This is a genomic window from Nocardia aegles (assembly GCF_052545135.1).
Genome location: NZ_JBQWRI010000002.1, coordinates 788,352 through 802,636, shown reverse-complemented (window position 1 = coordinate 802,636; position 14,285 = coordinate 788,352). Strand labels below are relative to the sequence as shown.

General features: G+C 70.4%; 16 protein-coding genes. 7 read left to right on the top strand and 9 right to left on the bottom strand.

All coding sequences use genetic code 11. The features are described 5' to 3' along the window. Positions 1-97: 97 nt before the first annotated feature. Positions 98-817 carry a DUF4333 domain-containing protein gene (locus ACT89H_RS08815; protein ID WP_445108020.1) on the top strand — a complete coding sequence of 240 codons (720 nt, stop codon included), beginning with the start codon at positions 98-100 and terminating at the stop codon, positions 815-817. Between the two features lie 51 nt (positions 818-868). Here ACT89H_RS08815 and ACT89H_RS08810 read toward each other — a convergent pair whose 3' ends face one another. Further along, a complete protein-coding gene (locus ACT89H_RS08810; RefSeq protein ID WP_445108019.1) occupies positions 869-1,834 on the bottom strand; it encodes a 5'-3' exonuclease in 966 nt (321 codons plus the stop codon). A gap of 83 nt (positions 1,835-1,917) precedes the next feature. Between ACT89H_RS08810 and ACT89H_RS08805 the strand changes: the two genes are divergently transcribed. Beyond that, on the top strand, positions 1,918-3,045 hold the full coding sequence (locus ACT89H_RS08805) for a M24 family metallopeptidase (RefSeq protein ID WP_445108018.1): 1,128 nt from the start codon (positions 1,918-1,920) through the stop codon (positions 3,043-3,045). Positions 3,046-3,087: 42 nt separating this feature from the next. Here the strand turns inward: ACT89H_RS08805 and ACT89H_RS08800 are convergent, their stop codons facing one another. Then, on the bottom strand, positions 3,088-3,531 hold the full coding sequence (locus ACT89H_RS08800) for a PPOX class F420-dependent oxidoreductase (protein WP_445108017.1): 444 nt from the start codon (positions 3,529-3,531) through the stop codon (positions 3,088-3,090). A gap of 111 nt (positions 3,532-3,642) precedes the next feature. Between ACT89H_RS08800 and dprE2 the strand changes: the two genes are divergently transcribed. From dprE2 to ACT89H_RS08780, 4 genes are all read left to right on the top strand, one after another. Further along, positions 3,643-4,398 carry a decaprenylphospho-beta-D-erythro-pentofuranosid-2-ulose 2-reductase gene (gene dprE2, locus ACT89H_RS08795; protein WP_445108016.1) on the top strand — a complete coding sequence of 252 codons (756 nt, stop codon included), beginning with the start codon at positions 3,643-3,645 and terminating at the stop codon, positions 4,396-4,398. Then, entirely contained in the window at positions 4,395-5,657 is a 1,263-nt protein-coding gene (gene cbiE, locus ACT89H_RS08790) for a precorrin-6y C5,15-methyltransferase (decarboxylating) subunit CbiE (RefSeq protein ID WP_445108015.1), read from the top strand. The genes dprE2 and cbiE overlap by 4 nt, the downstream gene beginning before the upstream one ends. A 79-nt stretch (positions 5,658-5,736) precedes the next feature. Next, positions 5,737-6,354, top strand: a complete 618-nt coding sequence (locus ACT89H_RS08785) for a DUF8020 domain-containing protein (RefSeq protein WP_445108014.1) — start codon at positions 5,737-5,739, stop codon at positions 6,352-6,354. Continuing rightward, entirely contained in the window at positions 6,351-7,094 is a 744-nt protein-coding gene (locus ACT89H_RS08780) for a cobalt-precorrin-6A reductase (protein WP_445108264.1), read from the top strand. The genes ACT89H_RS08785 and ACT89H_RS08780 overlap by 4 nt, the downstream gene beginning before the upstream one ends. Before the next feature lie 31 nt (positions 7,095-7,125). Here the strand turns inward: ACT89H_RS08780 and ACT89H_RS08775 are convergent, their stop codons facing one another. The 5 genes from ACT89H_RS08775 to ACT89H_RS08755 form a co-directional block, all read right to left on the bottom strand. Beyond that, positions 7,126-7,656 (bottom strand): PadR family transcriptional regulator, encoded by a 531-nt coding sequence (locus ACT89H_RS08775; RefSeq protein ID WP_445108013.1) that lies wholly within the window; start codon positions 7,654-7,656, stop codon positions 7,126-7,128. Positions 7,657-7,714: 58 nt separating this feature from the next. After that, positions 7,715-8,110 (bottom strand): hypothetical protein, encoded by a 396-nt coding sequence (locus ACT89H_RS08770; RefSeq protein ID WP_445108012.1) that lies wholly within the window; start codon positions 8,108-8,110, stop codon positions 7,715-7,717. Between the two features lie 32 nt (positions 8,111-8,142). After that, complete coding sequence (gene cobJ, locus ACT89H_RS08765) at positions 8,143-9,708, bottom strand: precorrin-3B C(17)-methyltransferase (protein ID WP_445108011.1); 1,566 nt, start codon at positions 9,706-9,708, stop codon at positions 8,143-8,145. Continuing rightward, positions 9,705-10,340 carry a precorrin-8X methylmutase gene (locus tag ACT89H_RS08760; protein ID WP_445108010.1) on the bottom strand — a complete coding sequence of 212 codons (636 nt, stop codon included), beginning with the start codon at positions 10,338-10,340 and terminating at the stop codon, positions 9,705-9,707. The genes cobJ and ACT89H_RS08760 overlap by 4 nt, the downstream gene beginning before the upstream one ends. 102 nt (positions 10,341-10,442) lie before the next feature. Further along, positions 10,443-10,880 (bottom strand): Lrp/AsnC family transcriptional regulator, encoded by a 438-nt coding sequence (locus ACT89H_RS08755; protein WP_445108009.1) that lies wholly within the window; start codon positions 10,878-10,880, stop codon positions 10,443-10,445. 137 nt (positions 10,881-11,017) lie between these two features. Between ACT89H_RS08755 and ddaH the strand changes: the two genes are divergently transcribed. Further along, entirely contained in the window at positions 11,018-11,863 is an 846-nt protein-coding gene (gene ddaH, locus ACT89H_RS08750; RefSeq protein WP_445108008.1) for a dimethylargininase, read from the top strand. 12 nt (positions 11,864-11,875) lie between these two features. Here ddaH and cobG read toward each other — a convergent pair whose 3' ends face one another. Both cobG and ACT89H_RS08740 read right to left on the bottom strand, forming a co-directional pair. Further along, positions 11,876-13,081: a precorrin-3B synthase gene (gene cobG, locus ACT89H_RS08745; protein ID WP_445108007.1), complete on the bottom strand. Its 1,206-nt coding sequence runs from the start codon at positions 13,079-13,081 to the stop codon at positions 11,876-11,878. 44 nt (positions 13,082-13,125) lie between these two features. After that, the gene (locus ACT89H_RS08740; protein WP_445108006.1) at positions 13,126-14,145 is read right to left on the bottom strand and encodes an alpha/beta hydrolase; all 1,020 of its coding nucleotides are present in this window, start codon (positions 14,143-14,145) and stop codon (positions 13,126-13,128) included. Positions 14,146-14,285: the final 140 nt, after the last annotated feature.

The following is a 14,285-nucleotide window of genomic DNA, read 5'->3' as shown; positions in this document are numbered from 1 at the left end:
TCTTTCGCGTACCGACCGTGGCGGAGTAGTCGTGTCCTGCGACGAGGCCCACGCGGGGGGCTACCGTGTGTACAACGATGCGAGTGGAGGCAAGCAGATGAGCGGCCCTTACGGACCGAACGACCCCGGGGAGGGACGCAACGATCCCACCCAGCAGTGGGGTGGACAGCAGGCGCCGGGTGGGGCCGGTCCCACCCAGCAGTGGGGTGGTCAGCCGCAGACCCCGGCCTCGGCGCAGCCGACCCAGCACTGGGGTGAGCAGCAAGCGCAGCAGCAGTGGGCACAACCCCAACAGCAGTGGGGTCAGCAACCCCAGCAGCCTCAGCAGCCCCAGCAACCGCAGTGGGGCCAGCAGCCCGCCCAAGGCCAGCAGCCCGCCCAAGGCCAGCAGCCACAGTGGGGCCAACCGCAGCAGCAGGACTGGGGCCAGCAGGGGCAGCAGCCGCAGTGGGGGCAGCCGCAACCGCAATGGGGCGCGCCGGGACAGCAGTCGCCGCAGCAGGGTGGCAAGAACAAAGGCTTGATCATCGGGCTGTCGGTGCTCGGTGTCGCGGTGGTCGGTGCGATCGTGGCGCTCGTGCTCGTGTTGACCGCCAAGGACCAGCTGGACCAGGCCGCCGTGCAGGACGGTGTGAAGAAGGTGTTGTCGGACTCCTACGGCATCCAGGACATCAGCGACGTCTCCTGCCCCTCCGGCCAGGATGTCAAGGTCGACGCCACCTTCGAATGCAGCGTCAAGGTCAGCGGCGAAGCCAAGAAGGTGACCATCAAGATCACCAAGGACGACGGCACCTACGAAGTCGGTCGCCCCAGCTGAGCTGTGTTCGTTTTCCAGCGCCTGCGCGTGCGACGGGTTTTCGTTCTCCGGTCAGGCGGTGCGGACCGCGAGTGCGGTGATCAGGCGGGTGACCGGGCTTTCGGCGTTGTAGGCGGTGGCGAGCGCGCGCAGGCGGGCGGGGTCGGCGGGTTCGGTGGGGAGAATGTCGTCGCGGGACAGGGTTACTTCGGCGTCGCAGACCACCCGCACGACCGGTGCGGCGGCCTTCAAGTAGTCCTCGGCGGCACGCAGCTTGGCGCGCACACCTCGGGCCAGATCGGCGCTGGGATCGTCGACCGCGGCGCGCAGGGCGTCCAGGGAGCCGAAGCGGGAGATGAGGGTGGCGGCGGACTTCTCGCCGATGCCGGCCACCCCGGGCAGGCCGTCGGAGGCGTCGCCGCGCAGCGTCGCCATGTCGGCATAGGCCGGGCCCGCATTCCGTTGCGGCACCCCGTACTTCGCCGACACCTCGGCCGGGCCGAACAATTCCGCCTTGGCCAGCCCCCGCCCGGCGTAGAACACCCGCACCGAGGGCGCGGGCTCGTCCCGGACGAGCTGCAGCAAGTCGCGGTCGCCGCTGACCACGACGACCTCGTCGGCGCGCTCACGGGTGGCCAAGGTGCCCAGCACGTCGTCGGCTTCCAAGCCCTCCGCGCCGCCGGTCGCGATACCGGCGGCATCGAGCACCTCCAGGATCATCTCGACCTGCGGGGTGAGCGTGTCGGGGACGATCTCGGCGCCGGGCGCGGCCGTCGGCGACGTGTCCAGCCGGTGTGCCTTGTAGGACGGGACCAGCTCGACCCGATACGCGGGACGCCAGTCCAGATCCAGGCACACCACCAGCCGGCTGGGGCCGAACCTGGTGATCAGCGACGCCACCATGTCGGTGAAACCACGCAGTGCGTTCACCGACCGGCCGTCCGGCGCGGTGATCTTGTCGGGAATGGCGTGGAAGGCGCGGAACCACAGACTGGCTCCGTCCACCAGCACAAGGGGCCCACCGGCAACAGAGGTCACGGGCTGAGGCTACTCGGTCGCACCGACCTCGCCCGGCCAAGTCCGGCGTTCACCGAGGGCGCGTGGCGGGTAACGTCGGGCGAATGAGCTCGCATACGGATTCGAGGTTCGCGGCGGACGTCTACGGTGCACGGCTGGAGCGGGCGGTGGAGCTGATGCGGGCCGCCCACCTCGATGCCCTGCTGATCACCCCAGGCCCGGACCTGCGCTACCTGATCGGCTCGGCGGCCGAGTCGTTCGAGCGGCTGACCTGCCTGGTGATCCCGGCGGACGGCGCGACGCCGTCGGTCGTCATCCCGAAACTGGAGCTGGCGTCGCTGGAGGGCTCCGCGGCGGGCGAGCTGGGCCTGCGGGTGCTGGACTGGGTCGACGGAACCAACCCCTACGCGCTGGTGAAGTCCGCACTGCACGTGGGTTCCCGGGTGGCCGTAGCCGATGTCATGCCCGCGCTGCATCTGCTGCCGCTGGCCGAGTCGTTCACCGGTCTGCCGGTGTCCGCCACGCCCGTCCTGCGCGAACTGCGCATGATCAAGGACCCGGCGGAGGTGGATGCCCTGCGCCGGGCAGGAGCCGCGATCGACCGGGTGCACGCGCGGATGGGCGAGTTCTTGCGCGTCGGGCGCACCGAGGCGGAGGTCGGACGCGATATCGAGGCCGCGATCGTGGCCGAGGGGCACACCGAGGCGGCGTTCGTGATCGTCGGCAGCGGTCCGCACGGGGCGGACCCGCATCACGGCGTGTCCGAGCGCCGCATCGAGGCCGGCGATGTGGTGGTCGTCGACATCGGCGGCCCGGTCGAGCCCGGCTATTACTCCGATTCCACCCGGACCTATGTCCTGGGCGAGCCGGATCCGGAGGTGGCTGCCCGGTACGCCGAACTGGAACGCGCGCAGGCGGCGGCGGTCGCGGCCGTCCGCCCGGGCGTCACCGCGGCCGAGGTGGATGCCGCGGCGCGAAAACCGTTGACGGAAGCTGGTTTCGGGCCAGCCTTCGTGCACCGCACCGGCCACGGCATCGGCCTGTCGGTGCACGAGGAGCCCTACATCGTCGCCGGTAACGACCTGGTCCTGCGGCCCGGCATGGCATTCAGCGTGGAGCCCGGCATCTACTTCCGCGGCGAGTGGGGCGCGCGTATCGAGGACATCGTGATCGTCACCGACGCGGGCGGTGAGTCGCTGAACAAGCGGCCGCACGACCTGACGGTGCTGTGATCGATGGCCGCCGGCGGTGCGGAAGGCGTCCGGCGGAGGCGGTTACGCGACTGCGCCGTTCCCGCCCGCCGCGCCGTCCGCGGCCGGTGCGACGAGCGTGCTGCTGGACAGGACGCGCCGGACCTGGATGGCGATAACGACGCGCGTCGGGTTCTCCCGCGGCACGCGATAACGAGCCGCGTACCGCTCGACCGCCTCGGCGACGTCGTCCGGGGCGTCGAGTACGGTGGCCGGGCCTTCCAGCGTGAGCCATCGGATCCCGTCGACCTGGCTGACCGCCGCGTAGCCGCAGCGGCGCACGTTGCGTACCTTGACCGACCCGTCGTTGGTGATCACACGCGCGATCCCGGCCTTCTGGTCCCAGGTGAAACCCACCGCCACCACGTGGGGCGTTCCGTCCGCGCGCAAGGTCGTCAGCGTCGCGAGGTGCCGTTCGGCGACGAACTCGAGGGCGGCGGGCGACAACTCAGCAGTACTCGTCGGCATCCCCCGACCGTAGCCTTCGGTATCCGTCGCCGCCGCAGCAACCCGATCCGGCACAGAGCGCGCCGTGGAGCGATGACAAGTCCGGCCGGTGCCGATGACACACTTGGGCACATGGGAACGCGTGGTTTGTCCGACGGGACCGTACTGTTGCTGGGCGGGCGGAGCGAGATCGGACTCGAGGTGGCGCGACGGCTGGCACCGGGCCGAGCGGTGGTGCTGGCGGCCCGGCGTAGCGGTGAACTGGACGCACAGCGGGCGGGGATCACGGCCGCGGGTGCGAGCGAGGTACACACCGCCGAATTCGATGCCGACGACATGGCGAGTCATCCGGCGTTGCTGGAGAAGATCGCCGCTGAGCACGGGCCGATCGGGATCGCGGTGCTCGCCTTCGGCGTGCTGGGCGATCAGCAGCGCGCCGAGCGGGATCCCGCCCACGCGGCGGCGATCCTGCACACCGACTTCGTCGCTCAGGCAGGCGTCCTCACCACGCTGGCGAATCTGCTGCGCGCGCACGGTGCGGGGCAGATCGTCGTGTTCAGCTCGGTCGCCGGTGTGCGGGTCCGGCGCGCGAACTACGTCTACGGTGCGGCCAAAGCGGGACTCGATGGATTCGCCTCCGGTCTGGCGGATGCCCTGCACGGCAGCGGCGTTCGGTTGCTGCTGGTGCGTCCCGGGTTCGTCGTCGGGCGGATGACCGAGGGGATGTCCCCGGCGCCGTTCTCCAGCACGCCGGATCAGGTTGCCGACGCGGTGGTGAAGGGTCTGCGCCGGGGCGCGAGCCGAGTGTGGGTGCCCGGGATCCTGCGACCGGTCTTCTTCGCGATGCGCCTACTGCCCCAACCGATCTGGCGCCGGATGCCTCGATGAGCCGCACGCCCGGGTCGTGGGCGGGCCCGCCGGTCACGATTGTCGGAATCGGCGCGGACGGCTGGGACGGCCTCGGTCGCGCCGCGCGGGAGGCCATCGGTGGTGCGGACGTGCTGTTCGGCTCCGCGCGCCAGCTCGCGCTCGTGCCTACTGTGGCGCAGCGCCGGGTGACCTGGCCGTCGCCGCTGCTGCCCGCGCTGCCCGGCCTGCTCGAACGGCATATCGGGGCACGGTTGTGCGTCTTGGCCAGCGGCGATCCGATGTTCTACGGAATCGGCGTCACCGTGACCCGGTTGCTGGGCCCGCAGGCGGTGCGGGTGCTGCCGCAGCCGTCGTCCGCGTCCCTGGCCTGCGCTCGACTGGGCTGGCCGCTGGCCGAGACACCGGTGGTCAGCGTGGTCGGGCGCCCGTTGGCGACGGTGCTGCCGGAGCTGGCCGATGGCAGGCGGCTGCTGGTGCTCAGCGCCGACGAGGACACTCCGCGGGAACTGGCGCACCTGCTGGGCCGCCAGGGTTTCGGCGGTTCGGAGTTGACGGTGCTCGAGCAGTTGGGCGGCTCCGCCGAACGGCGCCGCGCCGGGATCGCGGAGCAGTGGGCGCATCCGCCGGGTGACCCGCTGAACATCGTGGCGATCACCTGCGCGGCCGATCCGGGCCGGCCGCGCACCACCCGCGTTCCCGGCCTGCCGGACGAATTGTTCGGCGGCGACGGCCAGCTCACCAAGCACGAGGTCCGCGCGCTGACGCTGGCGGCGTTGGCCCCCGCTCCCGGGGAACTGCTGTGGGATGTGGGCGGCGGTTCGGGCAGCATCGCCATCGAATGGTGCCGGGTGCATCCGGGCAACCGGGCTGTCGCGTTCGAGCGGCTCGAGCGCAGGCGGCGCCAGATCGCCGACAATGCCGCGGCTCTGGGGGTTCCGCATATCCAGGTGCGGGGCGAGGTCCGTGCCGAGCTCGCCGCTGACACCGAATTGGCCCGGCCCGACGCGATTTTCCTCGGCGGTGGCCTGACCCAGGACGGCGTGCTCGAGACATGTTGGGCGCAGTTGCGCCACGGCGGCAGGCTCGTCGCGAACGCGGTGACGGCGGAATCGGAATCGTTGCTGCTCAGCTGGTCGAGTGCCCAGGGTGGCAGATTGCGGAAGTTCCAGATCTACCGCGGCGAACCGCTGGGTTCGTTCACCACCTGGCGTCCCCAGCTCCCGGTCACACAGTGGTCGGTGGTGAAGACGGCGCGGACGTTCCCCGCGCAGGGGTGAACTTGTTACTGGCCACGCGGTAGGGTCGGGGCCGAGTTCCGATCAGTGGTCGGAAATCCGATTCCTGTTGGGGAGATAGATGAGATACCAGACGTTCGCCGCTACCGCATTGCTGGCTGTCGCCGCCACCGGAGTCGCCGCCGGGACTTCCTACGCCGCTCCGGTGCCGCCCGCGGTGCAGGACCAGGCCGCGGCGGCTCCCACCGTCACCGGTACCGATCAGGGTGTCAGCTACGCGCTGCAGCTCGCCGACGCGGGCAAGTCGGTCGTCACCAGCGTGACCGGCGGTGCGTTCAGCGTCGACACCGACAACAGGTCGGTCACGCTGACGAACTCCGCGGGTGCGGCCGTCACCACCATCCCGCTCACCGCGACGGCCAAGGGCCAGGAGGTCCGGATCGCCGCGGCCGTCGCCGACGAGGGCAGGCAGCTGACGCTGACGCCGCAGATCGCGCCGACCGCGAACGCGCCGGTCGCCGCCCAGTTCATCGGCGCGCAGGAGTGGTTCTTCGCCGAGTTGCAGCGCGCCTCGCTGGGCGCTCTGGTCGGTGGCCTGATCGGCGCCGCCATCGGCATCGTGTTCTTCGGTGTCGGCATCCTGCCGGGCGCGGTGCTCGGCGCGCTGATCGGGCTGGCCGTCGCCGGCGGACCGTCGCTGCTGAACGCGGGTATCGCCTACTTCAGCGGTCAGCCCTGAGAGTTCTGATTCTGGGCGGCACCCGGGAAGCGCGGGAGCTGGCCCATCTCGTTTCCGGCGAGCGAGGATTCGAGATCGTGTCCTCGCTCGCCGGTCGGGTGCGCGCGCCTTTGCTGCCGGAGGGCGAGGTCCGTATCGGCGGCTTCGGAGGCGCCGAGGGACTGCGCGCCTGGCTCGCGGCCAACGACGTGGCCGCGATGGTCGACGCCACCCATCCGTTCGCGGCGGCCATCAGCGTCAACGCCGCGGTCGCCGCGCAGGTTTCGGGTGTGCCGCTGGTGCACCTGCGTCGGCCCGGGTGGGCGGAGCAGGCCGGGGACCGCTGGACGCGAGTGCCCGATCTGGCCGCGGCCGCGACGGAAGTCACCGGCCTCGGCAGCCGTGTGTTCCTGACCATCGGCAGACAAGGCGTCACCGCGTTCGCTGGACTCGACCGGCACTGGTTCCTGATCCGTGCCATCGACCCGCCGGAGGGCATGCTGCCGTCGCGGCACGAATTGCTCCTGGCGCGTGGGCCGTTCGCAGTGGCGGACGAAGCGCGGCTGCTGGCGGAGCATCGGATCGATGTGCTCGTCACCAAGGACAGCGGCGGGGAGCAGACCGAAGCGAAACTCGCCGCGGCCCGTGCCGCGGGAATCCCGGTCGTCGTGGTGGACCGCCCGCCGCTGCCCGAGGACGCGCGAATCGTGGAGTCCGCGGCGCAGGCGCTGGATTGGCTGCGCGGAACCCGGCCCGGCTGACGCGTTCGGGGTGGGGACGAACGGGGAGGGATCAACCGCCGAGAAGTTCGGGCAGATGATCGAACCAGTCCAGTACCGCCCGCTCGTAACGAATCCCGAAATCCAGGGTGGCGCGGGCGAAAGAGGACTTGGCCATCGGATCTTCGGCGAGGTACCGGGTGAGCCGGGCCTGATGGATCTTCCGGTTGGCGGCGATGATGCCGTCGAGCCGCTGCCGATCGAGATGCTCGCCGAAGGAAAGCGTGAGCAGCAACGGCACCCGGATGGTTTCCCCGCCGGGATCGCGGGCGACCCATTCGAGGAACGCTTCCCGGCCGGCGTCGGTGATGTGGTAGGGGGTGCGCTCCCTGGCGCCGGTCTCGCCCTTTTCGACGAGTCCCGCCGCGTCCATGGTGGCGAGTTCCCGGTAGACCTGGCTCTGCGTGATGGTCCAGAAGTCGCCGATGCGCTCCTGGGCCTCGGTCACCAGATCCCACCCCGACATGGCGCCTTCGTGGAGAAATCCGAGTAACGACGCCGCCGTCGAGTTGAGTGGCCTGCGCTTGGTCGCGGTGTTGGTCAACGACTGCTCCCTTTCGCTCTCAACACTCCATAGTGGAATGTTACCTGAGCGGGGTGGGTCAGGCGTCGCCGGTCAACTTGTCGAGCCGGGCGAGCACCTGTGCCATTCCCTGCTCCAGCCGTGCCTGTCCTTGTTCGAGTTGCGCCTGGCTGCGGGCGAGCGCGGCCTGGCCCTGTTCCAGACGGACCTGTCCTTGTTCGAGAACGGTGACCCTGCGGTTGAGCTCGCCCACATTCTCGCGCAGGTCCCCGGCATCCCGGCGCAGCTCGCCGACGGCTTCGCCGATGGTTTCCGCGCGCCGGTCGATCCGGCCGATACCGTCGAGCGTCTTCCTGGTCAGCGCCGCGAGTTCGTTGAGGACCTCGCCCTGCTCGTCGAGTGCCTGTTCGCTCGCGGTGGCCCTGGCCTCCAAGGCGCGGGCGCGCAGCGTCAGCTCCGACAATGTCGCGGCCAAGGTCCCTCCGATCTTCGGTGCGTCAGGCGATACTACGCGCCGCCGACGGCCGCGTCGCGCGCGCGACCGTAACGGCGGGAGGTGTAGACCCGGGGGCCCGCATCGGTTTCGAACATCGCGGTAGTGGACGCGCCGATGATCAGCAGCGTACGCATGTCCACCTCCTCGGGGTCGAGGTCACCGAGGGTCACCACCCGGACCGACTCGGTGGGCCCGCCGACGTCGCGCCCGATGACGACCGGTGTGTCGGGCTTGCGATGCTCCAGCAACAGATCCCGCATCGCGCCGACCTGCCAGGTGCGTTGCGAGGATGCCGGGTTGTAGATCGCGATCGCCATGTCGGCCGCCGCGACGGCGGAAAGGCGCTGCGCGACAACCTCCCACGGCTTGAGTCGATCGGAGAGCGAGATCATCGCGTAATCGTGCCCGAGCGGCGCGCCCACCCGGCTGGCGACCGCGTTGGCCGCGGTGAGTCCGGGTAGCACCCGTACGGGCACTCCGCGCCACTGCGGGTGGGCCGATTCCTCCAGCACCGCCGCCGCCATCGCGAAGACCCCGGGATCGCCCGAGGAGACGACCGCGACTCGCGCGCCCCGCTTGGCCAGATCCAACGCCATGGCCGCGCGCTCGGACTCGACCCGGTTGTCGCTGGCATGGCGACGCTGGCCCGGCTGTTCGGGCACCCGGTTCAAGTAGGTGGTGTAGCCGACCAGGTCGGTGGCCTCCGCCAACGCCGCGCGCACCTCGTCGGTGGTCCACTCGGGCGCGCCGGGGCCCAGTCCTACCACCACGACCGCACCGACCCGCTCGGCCGTGTCCGCGCCGCGGTCATGACCGGTAACGGAATCCTCGTCGAGGCAGGGCAGCGGCGTGGTGGGCTCGGGACCCGGTACCAGGGTGATGGCGAAGTAGGGCACCTCGGCGTCGTCCACCGCTCCCGCGTGCAGCACGCGCTGTTCGCTGGTGCTCGCGCGCTCGACGTAGTACGCGCCGGCGAGTCGGCCGGAATCCGACAGTGCCCGGCGCACACCGGGGTACGTGCGCCCCAGTTTCATTATCGCGGCGGCGTCGGTGCTGCGCAGCCGCCGGGTGAGCTCGTCGACCGGCATGGTGCCCGGCAGCACGGTGAGCACCTGCTCGCCTTCGACCAGCGGCGTGCCGAGCGCCGCCGACGCCGCGCTCACGGATGTGATGCCGGGGATGATCTCGGCTTCGAACCGGTCGGCCAGCCGCCGGTGCATGTGCATGTAGGAGCTGTAGAACAGTGGGTCGCCCGCGGCGAGCAACGCGACCGACCGGCCCGCGGCGAGGTGCTCGGCCAGCCGGGCGGCGGCCTGTTCGTAGAACTCGTCGATCGCACCCTGGTAACCGCCGGGGTGGTCGGTGGTCTCCGTGGTCACCGGGTAGACGAGATGCTCTTCCAGTTGACCGGGGCGCAGGTACGGCGCCGCGATCCGGCGGGAGATGCTGCGGCCGTGGCGCGCACTGTGGAACGCGATCACGTCGGCCGCGCCGATCACGTTGGCCGCCTTGACCGTCACCAGCTCGGGATCACCCGGACCCAGCCCGACGCCCCACAGCTTGCCCGGAGTGCTCATTCCTGCTCGCTCGCAATCGCGTTCAGCGCGGACGCGGTGATGGCGCTGCCGCCGCGCCTGCCGCGCACGGTGAGGTATTCGACGCCGCCGAACTCGATGAGCGCATCCTTCGATTCGGCCGCGCCGACGAAGCCGACCGGGATCCCGAGCACGGCGGCGGGCCGGGGCGCTCCCGCGTCGAGCAGATCGAGCAGATGGAACAGCGCCGTCGGCGCGTTGCCGATCGCGACGACGGCGCCGTCGAGACGGTCGCGCCACAGTTCGAGCGCGGCGGCGGATCGGGTCGTGCCCGCGGCCGCCGCCAAGTCGGGCACGCGCGGGTCGGCGAGGGTGCACAGCACCTCGTTGTCGGCGGGCAGCCGTTTCCTGGTCACGCCCGAGGCGACCATGGTGGCGTCGCAGAGAATCGGAGCGCCCGCGCGCAGGGCTGCCCGTGCCGAGGCGACGACCCCGGGGGAGAAGGCGATGTCCGACGCGAGATCCACCTGACCGCAGCCATGGATCATCCGCACCACCACCTGCGCCACGTCCAGCGGGAATCCGCTCAGATCGGCCTCGGCGCGGATCGTCGCGAACGAGCGACGGTAGATCTCGGCCCCGTCGGTCAGATAGCTGGCACGTACGTCGGACATGCGCTCAACCATATGGGTGCGGTTCCGGACGGAGCGGTCCGGGTCGGGCGCTGCACCTGCAGGCCCGGGCGCCGGACAACCCAGGGGGCCGGGGCCGCTGGATCAGGTCCTCGGACGCTCGAGAATCCGGGACATGACGATGGCGCTGCGGGTGCGCCCGACGCGCGCGTTCTCCCTTATCCGTTCCACGGTCACCTCGATCTCGGCCATGTCGGTGGCCATCACGTGCACCAGCGCGTCGGCTTCGCCGGCGATCGTCCACACGCCGACCACCTGGGGGATCGGTTCCAGACTGCGTTTGAGTTCGGCCGGGGAGATGTTGTCGCGGTAGTACACCTCGACGTACGCCTCCGTCTTCCAGCCCAGCGCCGCGGGATTGACCAGCGCGGTGTACCCGGTGATCTGCTTACCCGCGACCAACCGGTCGACCCGTCGCTTCACCGCGGGCGCGGACAAGCCGACCGTGCCGCCGATCTCCTGAAACGACGCCCGCGCGTTCTTCAGCAGTTGTTCGAGAATCCGCCGGTCGAGGTCGTCCACGTCGCACCTGCTCTCCTCGCGCGAAACGATTCGCTGATTTTCGGCAATTATTCGCAACAAATCATCATTTCTGGCGCAATGCTATGCGACTTACGGTCGTGTCAGTAGAAAGTTCACGCTCACTGCCGGGAGTTCCGTTGACGTCCGTAGCCACCCTCCCCGTCGAGTCCGCCGCCCGCCGTTGGTCGCCGCGCCGGTTCGTCATGTGCCGTCCCGACCACTTCGACGTCACCTACTCCATCAATCCGTGGATGAATCCCGCGGAGCCCGTCGATCGCTCGCTGGCCATCGAACAGTGGGAGAGGTTGCGCGCCACCTACGCCGACCACGGGCACACCGTGGAGGTGGTGCCCGGTGTCGCGGGCCTGCCCGACATGGTGTTCGCCGCCAACGGCGGGCTGGTCGTGGGCGACCGTGCCATGTCGGCTCGCTTCACCCATCCCGAGCGTGCCGCGGAAGGCCCGGCCTACCACGCCTGGTTCGCCCGCCGCGGTCTGCCGAACCTGGTGGCCGCCGCGGAATGCAACGAAGGCGAAGGAGACTTCCTCCTGGTCGGCGACCGGCTACTCGCGGGAACGGGATTCCGCAGCTCACGGGCGGCGCACGAGGAGGTGTCGCGCCATTTCGGTCTGCCGGTGGTATCGCTGGAACTGGTCGATCCGCGCTTCTACCACTTGGACACGGTGCTGCTCGCGCTGGACGCCGAGACCATCGCCTACTACCCGCCCGCCTTCAGCCCGGCGGCGCGCGCGGTGCTGACGGAGCTGTATCCCGACGCGATCGTGGCCACCGACGCGGACGCGGCGGTGCTCGGGTTGAACGGGGTCTGCGACGGCTCGAACGTCTTCCTCAGCAGCGCGGCCACCGACCTGAGCGAAGCCCTGCGCGCTCGTGGCTATCGTCCGGTGGGAATCGAGATGTCCGAGCTGCTCAAAGCCGGTGGCTCCGTCAAATGCTGCACCCTCGAGATGCACGGCAGGTGACCTGCCCGGATCTCATGGAACGCGGGGCGGCCGGTCGACGCGATAGCCCTCGTCCGTGGCGACGATGTCGGTGACCGCTCCCCGGGGGCGGCCGCAGCGGCGATCGCACCCGGACCAGTGCTGGCGCCCACGCACCGCGACGTCCGCGGCGGACAACATCCGCGGGACGGCGAGCGGATCGGCAGGCCCCGGCAGGACGCGGCCGGTGCCAACGGCGTCGGCCGCGTCGGCTCGGACATCGGTGTGCGACTTCGCGCAGCCCGGTTGCCCGGCGCAGGCGCTGACCAGCAGCCAAGGCGAGTCGGCGTCGAAGATCAAGCCCATCGGTGCGAGCACCCGCACCACCTGCTCGGCCGTCCACTCGGTCAGGTCGGTGATCACCAGGCTGCGCCACGGCGTGACAAAAACCGGTCGTTCGACCGCGGCGAGGAACTCGGCGGTGCGGGCGGGCAGGCAGCCGAGCCGCACGCCGATGCCGAGGCCGACCGATCCGTCGTCCTGCTCCAGCCAGCCGATCGGAATGCTCGGTGCGGCGGGAAATTCCAGGTGTTCGGTGCGCGGTGCCTGACCCAGGCGGTCGACGACGCGTTCGGCGCCGTGTTCGATGTCGTGCAGCCGCCATCGGCCGGGGTCCGCGCCGCGCAGATCCAGGAATACGTGTGCGGCGGCGAGCATGACGTCCACAGCGTCGGCGGAGGACAGCCGCACGCCGCTGTCGCCGCCCGCCAGCAGCAGCGCGAACTCGTCGTCCCCCACCGCGTGCACGCCGATGTCGGGGCCGAGCGCGCTGACGTCGCCGCGCCCGTCGTCGAGGGTGAACAGCGTCCGGCCGGGTAGGCCGGCCAGCCGCGGCGCCGCGAGCAGCCCGGTGTCCAGCGTGGCGACCAGCGGATGCACATTCACCAGGCCGCCGATCCGGCCGGACAGCGGCGAGGCGATGATGTTGCGCACCCGTTCGTGCGTGGTGCTGGGTAGGAGACCCGCGGCCACGAGCCGGTCGGTCATCGCCTCGGCATCGCCTACCCGGCGCAACTGGAGGTTGCCGCGCGAGGTGAGTTCGATGTTGCCGTCCGCCAGGTCGTGCGCGGCCTCCGCCAGCGCCTGCAGTTGGGCGGGCTCCAGATGGCCACCGGGCACGCGGATCCGGGCCAGCGGCCCGTCGGCCGCCTCGTGCAGCCGCAGTACGCCCGGGCAGGAATCAGGAGCACGTCGTGTCATAGCGACTCCAGCCTACGGACGCGGGTGGCCGGCGGAACGGCCGGTCACGCTCCGATCGAACGCAGCCAGTCGACGACGGCGGCCCGATATTCGGCGGTATTGCGGGCCAGATTGATCGAATGCCCGCTGCCGGGCAGCACGAAGGTGCGCAGTCGCGCCGCCGGGCCGAAGAACGGCGCTTCGGTGGCGCGCAGTGTCTCGGCATCCGCGCAGACGGCGTACGCGGGGCCGCACGAGAGCCGGTCCAGACCGCCGTTGACGATCATGACCGGGACACCGATGAAATTGGTCATCGGCGGAAGGGTGGAGCTCAGGCCGTCGGGATACTCGGTCGGCGAGAAGACTTCCTTGGTCGCTTCGTCCACCGCGAGAACGTCGGGGTCGGCCGTCTCGGGGGCGAAGAAATCGGCGGCGCGGGTGCCGGGCCGCGTCGCCAGATAGCCCGCGTCGTAACCGCGCCCGGCGAACTGCGGATCCTCGGCGGCTCGGTGGTAGGTGGAGATGACGCCGAGTACCTCGGACACGTTGAGCGCGTGGGAGAAACCGGTGAGCAGGATGCCGTCGACGTCCTGGTAGGTGGTCGCCTCCAGCACGTCGATGCCCGAGCTGAGGGAATGGCCTCCCGTGATGACCTTGCCGAACGGGGGCGCGCCCGCCGACCCTGCCCGCAGGGACCGGACGATGTCGTGCAGGGCGCGGGCGGAAACGGTCGCCGTCAGCTGCGTGCTCGGCGGGCGGGTGCTGGCACCGTTGCCGAGCCGGTCGACCACCAGCGTCGCGATGCCCGCGGCGTTCATCGCCCGCCGGAAACTGTAGGTCTCCGGCGCGTAGGGGAAATCCCAATAGGTGGCGTTGTAGTTGGACCCCGCGATCAGCACCATGACGGTATCGGTGGCGCGCGCCGTGGGGGTGCACAGGGAACCGGCCATCTCGCCGAGTGGAACAGGGATGGCGACCGCTGCGCAACGACCCGGTTCGGTCTCCTCGGCGTGGGCCGTGCTCGGTGTCAGGCAGAGAAGAATCGCCGCCGCGAACGCGGCGATCGACCGTAGCGAGGTTCGCACGCGACGCAGGCTATGCGCGAACTCGGCCGTGCGCAATACTTGTCGCCGTCGGCTCGGGCTGCGCGCGACGGCTGTATCGGCTGTTCCGGCAAAAGATTTCGGTGGGCGAATCCGTCTGCCGCGCTCAGCAATCGTCGGCT